We start from the raw sequence: 570 nt of genomic DNA on the forward strand, positions 1-570 counted from the left end.
CTCACCTAAATTATCTGTTACTGTGAATACATTTTCGCCTAATAATTGAGCGACTTCGCCCAACTGGGTAAATGCCTCTCTGACTGCATCCGTAGTGGCGGGGTCTATCTCATTTAGACTAGTTGCCATCTGCTGAATAATAGATGCGACACCGCTTGATCCATTGAGCTGCTTGTCAATATCACCAATGAAGCTAAAGAAGTTGTTTTTTAACTGGCTCAATGAGTTGGCGGCGGTTAATGGCATTTTGTCAAATTCAGACTGAATTGCCGCGCCTTGTGACTGTACTGCGGTGATAACCACTTCTGACGTTAACTTGCCTTCGGCTGCCATTGCACGCAGCTGACCAAGCGTAACACCTAAACCATCTGCCATTGCGCGTGCGAGGCGTGGCGATTGCTCCATGATAGAGTTAAACTCTTCGCCGCGTACGACACCTGACTGCAAGCCTTGGATCAGCTGCGTAATCGCGGCTTGATTAGACTCGGCGCTACCACCTGATAGCTGTATCGCCTCATTAATCGTTTTAGTAACCGATAGCACGTCTTGCTGTGCCAGATTCATCTCTTT

Annotated in this window: 1 protein-coding gene; it reads right to left on the reverse strand. The window is 47.7% G+C overall.

What is annotated here, in order from left to right; genetic code table 11:
* The coding region (locus ACS8FC_RS19640; RefSeq protein ID WP_439298022.1) for a tape measure protein at positions 1-570 on the reverse strand (570 nt) is incomplete at both ends.

This window comes from Psychrobacter sp. 1Y4, assembly GCF_051847555.1.